This window comes from Syntrophorhabdaceae bacterium, assembly GCA_028713955.1.
GTDB lineage: Bacteria > Desulfobacterota > Syntrophorhabdia > Syntrophorhabdales > Syntrophorhabdaceae > UBA5609.
The window spans coordinates 1-5,833 of sequence record JAQTNJ010000044.1; the positions used below are offsets into that span (position 1 = coordinate 1).

The following is a 5,833-nucleotide window of genomic DNA, read 5'->3' on the forward strand; positions in this document are numbered from 1 at the left end:
ATCTCATGGATCCTGTCAATACCCAGCTTTAATCCCACGTTGTAGAAAAAGACGTCACAGGATTCGACGATAGCCCTGTGGATTGCAATATTTCCGTGTCCACCTTTCTTCCAGCATTTAAAAACCCTGTTGCCGAACAAAAATCCGCCACGGCAGAGAAAGGTGGTCCTTTCGTTGATGATGCCCAGTTCCAGGGCCTTCAACGCCAGGGCTATCTTAAAGGTCGATCCCGGCGGGTACCTTCCCTGGGTGACCCTGTTCTGGAGCGGATGGGCTTTGTCGGTAATAATTGCCTGCCAGTCTTCTTTCGTAATGCCTGATGCAAATTTATTGGGATCAAAGGCGGGCCTGCTTGCAAGGACAAGTACACCCCCTGTTTTGGTGTCAAGCGCGACACAGCCGCCCTTTTTATTTTCCATGGCCCTTTCTACAATCGTCTGGAGGTCCATATCGATATTAAGGTGTAAGCTGTTGCCCGCCGTTGGTTCTATGATGTCAAGGGTTCTTACCTCTCTTCCCCTGGCATCGACTTCCACCCTTTTCTCTCCGTCGGTACCCCTGAGATAGCTTTCGTAGTTTTTTTCGAGTCCGTATTTTCCGATATAATCACCCGGAGAGTAGTCCTTGTATTCTTTTGTCTTCAGTTCTTCGTCGTTGATCTCCGATACATATCCCAGCGCATGGGCGAGCATCTGCCCGTAAGGATAGTTTCTCTTCGGCTCTATCTGGATGCTTACTCCCGGAATATAAACCCTGTGTGCCTCGATCTTTGCAACCTCATCCATCGGTATATCGGATTTGATCTTAACGGGGAATGATGGAGGCATCCTGCTTGCAGCCTTGAGCTTATCGATGATATCTTCCCGGTCAGCATCCAGAAGCTTCGCAAGGCCATCGACTGTCTGGCTGAAGTCCTTGATGTCTTCAGGGGTGATGTATGCGTTGAATGACGGTCGTGTATCGGCAACGACCCTCCCTGATCTGTCATACATGATCCCGCGGGGCGCAACGACCTTTTTGATCCGTATCCTGTTTTGTTCGGATAATCTCCTCATCTCCGATCCCCTCATGATCTGGAGATCCCAGAGCCGTATAAGGAGCACCGTCATGGTTATGATCAGGATGAGGTTACACCATTTGAACTTGCTGGTAGGCGTTTCTTCTTTCATTCCCTGTCCAGATACCTGACGTTAAGATATTCTATAAACGAAAAGATAAAAATAGCGATAAAACCTGTAAACACCGCATTTGGTATGGTGTAAAACAGGATGTTCAGGGCACCACCCGCCTCGCCCCTTGCAAGGAGAGACAGCGTGATGAAGAGAAATGATTCAAGAACGACGAATCCGCTGCAGATGAAGGCAAAGCTGTATTTCGAATCGATGTAGAGTTTCCTCTTTAAGAAAATGGTGATCAGGAATATGGCAATATTGACAAAGAGTATCGAACCGTGGGGGGCCGCCGACAGACCTTCCTGCATAAAGCCGATAAAAAGCGTTACTATTATCCCGGCCTGAGGGCCCAAAAAAAGGCTTGTATAGATGATAAGCGGTATACCAAGGTCCGGCTTGAAGATCTCCAGAGGAACGAATGACAGGAGGGAGGATTCGACAAGGAGGAGCAGAAGTCCTATGAATGTATATAAGGCAATCTTCATTGTTTCTTTATGACCAGGACCTCTTCGAGGTGCTTGAAATTGCTGAAGGGCATAATATCTATATCTGCGAAGATGCCCGGTCTGTTTCTATTGACGGTAATAACGATGCCTGCCGGCAATCCCTTTGGATATATCCCGTCCTTTCCTGACGTGAGGAGTTTGTCACCTATCTCGATATCGTCATTTTTCAGTACGTATTTCAATTTGAGCACTGTCTGTCCCGTGCCTTCCAGGAGTCCTCTTGTATTTTTCCCTTCAGCGTTGACGTCCACGGAAGAGTTGGCATCGTTGATGACCATAACCTTGGAGTGCCACCTGTCAACCTCCACTGCCTGCCCGACGATCCCCCTCGGGGTAATGACGGGCATCTTTTCTTTGATGTTGCTGGCGCTCCCTTTATCGATGATAATACATTTGTACCAGTTTTTCAGGTCTTCACCTACTACCCTTGCAGCGATCAGAGATCTGGGATTCTTTTCCACGAAATTGAGAAGGGTTCTTAAGCGCTTGTTCTCCCGTTCCAGGTCGGGAATCTTTTGGTTTTCCAGCAGAAACGCATCAAGCTTCTTTTTCAATTCGGCGTTTTCCCTTTTTGCACCGACGAGATTGATATAGGAGCTGAATATGTACCGGACCAGATCCGTAGGTTTGGCGATGAGTTTCAACATCGGTCCGATTGTTTCACTGAAGCCGCTTTTGAACGTGGAATACCCCCTGACCACGAGTGGGGTATTTGTAAAAGCGAAGAATGATATAATCAGGATAAGTATGGCGATGATTATGGCAATAGAGTTTTTCAATTCCCTACTTTATCAAAAGTATGTTGCAATCTCCTTCAACAGGCTTACTTCGTCAAGGGCCTTGCCCGCTCCTTCAACCACAGCGGTGAGAGGGTTTTCGGCGATGATGACAGGCAGGCGGGTTATCTCTTTAATAAGGAGGTCAAGATTTCGAAGGAGTGCCCCTCCGCCGCTTATGACAATACCCTTATCGACGATATCTGAAGCAAGTTCAGGAGGCGTTCTTTCAAGGGCGATCCTCACGGCTTCAACGATGGCATTCACAGGTTCCGTGATCGCCTCCCGCATCTCTTTTGATGATATCTCCAGTGTTTTTGGTATGCCGCCGACAAGATCGCGGCCCTTGATCTCCATGCTCAGTTCCTCTTCGTTCGGGTTCGGGTATGCAGAGCCTATATTGATCTTGATCATCTCTGCCGTCCTCTCTCCGATGAGGAGGTTGTACTTCCTCTTTACGTACTGGATGATTGCCTCGTCGATCTTGTCGCCGGCAACCCTTACTGAATTACAATAGACAATGCCGGCGAGACTGATGACAGCGACCTCCGTTGTGCCGCCGCCGATGTCAACGATCATATTGCCGCTCGGTTCTGTTATGGGAAGGCCGACGCCAATTGCCGCAGCCATTGGCTCTTCAATGAGATAGACCTCCCTGGCGCCGGCAGACTCTGCCGATTCCTTAACGGCCCTCTTTTCAACGGGTGTAATACCCGAAGGTATTGATATGACTATCCTTGGCCTGGCGTATGACTTCTTGTTGTGGATCTTCTGGATGAAGTATTTAAGCATTGCCTCGGTAATTTCGAAGTCCGCGATGACGCCGTCCTTAAGCGGTCGTATCGCAACGATGTTGCCCGGTGTTTTACCGAGCATCTTTTTTGCCTCTTCCCCGACAGCGATGACCTTTTTTGCGCCCCTTGAATCTTTATGAACCGCGACAACGGACGGTTCGTTGGATACTATTCCCCGACCTTTCACGTATACCAGCGTATTTGCAGTACCGAGATCTATTGCCAAATCTTTTGAAATAAAGCCGAATATTGACTCAAGCATCTATTGTCCCTTCTCTGAAAAATTTAAGATATTGAAAAAACTGTCTTAATATACTATTTTAATTAGTTGAAATCAATACATTGTGGGGAGTTTTAATGCTGAAATTAATGAGAAAGCATGCAACGGGCTATATGGTCAAGGCCATGTTCGGATTGATCATCGTGGTGTTCATTTTCTGGGGTGTAGGTTCATTCCGTGACAGAGAACGGATAGTGGCTGAAATAGGTCCTTATAAGGTCGATGCCACAGAATATCAGGAGACCTACAACAGGACGCTGGAACTTTACAGGATGATATACAGGGAAAAGCTTGACGAGAATCTGTTGAAGGAGCTTAAGCTGAAAGAAAAGGTGATGGACGAGATCGTTAACAGGTATATGCTGCTGATTACGGCAGACGAGCTTGGACTGACAGTCTCTGACAGGGAGTTCCTCGAACATATCCAGGGGATCGATGCCTTTAAGCGGGAAGGAAAGTTTGATGAAAAACTGTATGTTGCAGTTCTCCAGAGGAGCAACATCGATCCGAAAAGGTTCGAGGCGACCGAGAAGAATACCATGCTTATTCAAAAGACGGCGAATTTTATTAAAGACAACGGGACGTTCTTCAGCGAAGCCGATGTATGGGCAGGTTATGTAAAAGAGAAGGGGATGGTCAATCTCTCATATAGCGTCTTCGATCCGTCATCGTTCAGGAACAAGGTCAACATCACCGAAAAGGAGCTCCTTGAACTTTATGAGAAGGAAAAAGGAAGCCACAGGAGCGAGAACGCCTACCGGCTGAAATATCTTGTGATCGACGAAAAAAGTCCTGTAAAAGACGATGCGGCTTACATGGATCTTCTGAAGGTAAAGGACATTGACCAATACGGGAAACAAAAGGGATTAAACGTTGTTGACCTTGGCATGATGAATGAAGGCGAGGTCATGAAACGACTGAAAGATATGAAGGTTGACGACTGGCTCAGGGGGCTGAAAAAAGGCGATATAACGCTGCCAATAAGGGAGAGTGGAAAGTCATATATATTCCAGTTGGTCGATGTACAGGATGGGAAGCCTCTCGACAAGGGTGTTGTTTTGGCAAGGATAAAAGAGCGGATTACTGCTGAAAGATCAAAAAACCTGGCAAAGCTGGCTGCCGAAGATGCCATAGCACGAAAATCCCCTGGCCCCGGGAAAGAAACCGGTTTCATATTGCGTAACGCGCACAATATCAAAGGTATCGGTGATGTGCCGAAAGGAGACGTCAACCTGCTTACCCTCTCAAAGGACAAGCCTCTCTATGCAAAACCCGTTGAGGTATCGGGGAGATTCTATGTTTTTTCCTTTAAAGACGAAAAGTTTCCCGACAAAAAGGAATGGCAGAAGGAAAAAGATAGTTACACGCGGTATTTTGTGACAAAAAACCGGGAGGATTTTTTTAAATCATTCATGACAGAGATGCGGACGAAAGGGAAGATCAAGATAAGCTGGCAGGAGATATGAAATACCGGCTATCAGCGATCAACAAAACCTGGTATGCAGTAAGCAGTAAGCACGAAAAGCTTTTGCTGCCTACTCCCTACTGCCTACTAAGCTCTTGCAGTTGCTATCAGCTGTGAGCTGATAGCTGTGGGCTGAACTGCTATGTTAATCCTCGGCATAGATACCTCTTGTGACGATACCTCTGTTGCGCTTCTCAGAGATGGGAAAGAGATCCTCTCCAACATTGTTTCCAGCCAGGTGGACCTCCATGCTGTTTTTGGTGGTGTGGTTCCCGAGATCGCCTCACGGAAACATTTAGAGCTTATTGATATCATATTGAAGGAGGCGCTGAGAGAGGGGAAAGCGGATCCACGCGACCTGGACGCGATCAGCGTAACGGCAGGTCCCGGCCTCATCGGTTCTGTCCTCATCGGGCTCTGTTTCGCCAAGGGGCTTGCCTTTTCACTGTGCAAACCTCTCATCGGGGTAAACCATATCGAGGCGCACGCAATGAGTATCTTTCTTGAGCAGGATGTTGATTTCCCCTTTGTTGCCCTTGTTGTATCAGGCGGGCACACCATTATCCTGCGCATCGACGAACCCTGCAGGTACAGCGTCCTCGGTACGACGAGGGATGACGCGGCAGGAGAGGCATTTGACAAGATCGCAAAATACCTCAATATCGGGTATCCGGGCGGGCAGGTCATTGAAGAGTATTCTCGGAAAGGCAGGAAGGACTACGTGGCATTTCCGAGGCCCATGATGGATGACAATACCTGTGATTTCAGCTTCAGCGGCCTGAAGACGGCCTTTATCAACTACGTGAAGAATAACGGGATCAACGAAGAGAACATGCCGGA

At 47.7% G+C, this 5,833-nt stretch carries 6 protein-coding genes; 2 read left to right on the forward strand and 4 right to left on the reverse strand.

All coding sequences use genetic code 11. The features are described from left to right. The 4 genes from mrdA to PHU49_05880 all read right to left on the reverse strand — a co-directional run. Positions 1-1,169: penicillin-binding protein 2 (mrdA, locus tag PHU49_05865; protein MDD5243525.1), on the reverse strand; the 1,169-nt coding region annotated here is incomplete at its 3' end. Beyond that, a complete protein-coding gene (locus PHU49_05870; GenBank protein MDD5243526.1) occupies positions 1,166-1,657 on the reverse strand; it encodes a hypothetical protein in 492 nt (163 codons plus the stop codon). The genes PHU49_05870 and mrdA, both read right to left, overlap by 4 nt. Then, positions 1,654-2,457 carry a rod shape-determining protein MreC gene (gene mreC, locus PHU49_05875; GenBank protein ID MDD5243527.1) on the reverse strand — a complete coding sequence of 268 codons (804 nt, stop codon included), beginning with the start codon at positions 2,455-2,457 and terminating at the stop codon, positions 1,654-1,656. The genes PHU49_05870 and mreC overlap by 4 nt, the downstream gene beginning before the upstream one ends. Positions 2,458-2,469: 12 nt before the next feature. Beyond that, positions 2,470-3,510: a rod shape-determining protein gene (locus PHU49_05880; GenBank protein MDD5243528.1), complete on the reverse strand. Its 1,041-nt coding sequence runs from the start codon at positions 3,508-3,510 to the stop codon at positions 2,470-2,472. A gap of 95 nt (positions 3,511-3,605) precedes the next feature. On the opposite strand from PHU49_05880, the gene PHU49_05885 reads away from it, so the two are divergent. Both PHU49_05885 and tsaD read left to right on the forward strand, forming a co-directional pair. Further along, positions 3,606-4,994 (forward strand): SurA N-terminal domain-containing protein, encoded by a 1,389-nt coding sequence (locus PHU49_05885; protein ID MDD5243529.1) that lies wholly within the window; start codon positions 3,606-3,608, stop codon positions 4,992-4,994. A 141-nt stretch (positions 4,995-5,135) separates the two neighbouring features. Beyond that, on the forward strand, positions 5,136-5,833 hold a 698-nt coding region (gene tsaD / locus PHU49_05890), incomplete at its 3' end, for a tRNA (adenosine(37)-N6)-threonylcarbamoyltransferase complex transferase subunit TsaD (protein ID MDD5243530.1).

What these genes read in the sequence shown, in the direction of transcription:
- PHU49_05885 (MDD5243529.1), top strand. Translation starts at nt 3,606, where the DNA reads ATGCTGAAATTAATGAGAAAGCATGCAACGGGCTATATGGTCAAGGCC.
- PHU49_05880 (MDD5243528.1), bottom strand. Translation starts at nt 3,510, where the DNA reads ATGCTTGAGTCAATATTCGGCTTTATTTCAAAAGATTTGGCAATAGAT.
- PHU49_05870 (MDD5243526.1), bottom strand. Translation starts at nt 1,657, where the DNA reads ATGAAGATTGCCTTATATACATTCATAGGACTTCTGCTCCTCCTTGTC.